The organism is Sphingobacterium composti (assembly GCF_009829075.1).
Classification (GTDB): Bacteria; Bacteroidota; Bacteroidia; order Sphingobacteriales; family Sphingobacteriaceae; genus Sphingobacterium; species Sphingobacterium composti.
The window spans coordinates 1-347 of the sequence record NZ_WUQZ01000077.1; the positions used below are offsets into that span (position 1 = coordinate 1).

The 347-nt window shown below is 42.7% G+C and carries 1 protein-coding gene; it reads right to left on the reverse strand.

Features of this window, described 5'->3' with window-relative positions; genetic code table 11:
- A partial coding sequence (locus GOQ17_RS16140) for a group II intron maturase-specific domain-containing protein (RefSeq protein WP_317163289.1) occupies positions 1–296 on the reverse strand: 296 nt, incomplete at its 3' end.
- Positions 297–347: the final 51 nt, after the last annotated feature.

Sequence of the window (347 nt, forward strand, 5' to 3'; positions counted from 1 at the left end):
CCGAGTTTCGTCCCCATGTCCGCTAGTTTAAAGTAATGCATCCAGCCTGTGAGGTATTCCCTAAGGTAGAGAATTCGCTGTTCATCGCTCCAACCCCGACTACGGCAGGTTAATACTTTAATCTTCGCTTTCATCTTCCCTAGACTTTTAGGGTGAATACCTAAACGTGATTCCCCTCTGTAATTGTAGAAACTGTAGCCTAGAAATTTAATCTTGGATACATGGCTAACCACACTTTTCTCTTTGTTGACTTTAAGCATCAGCTTACCTTCAACAAATTTTGTGATCGATTCCATCACTCGTGAGGCGCTCCGTTTACTACGACAAAGTATCATAAGGTCATCAGC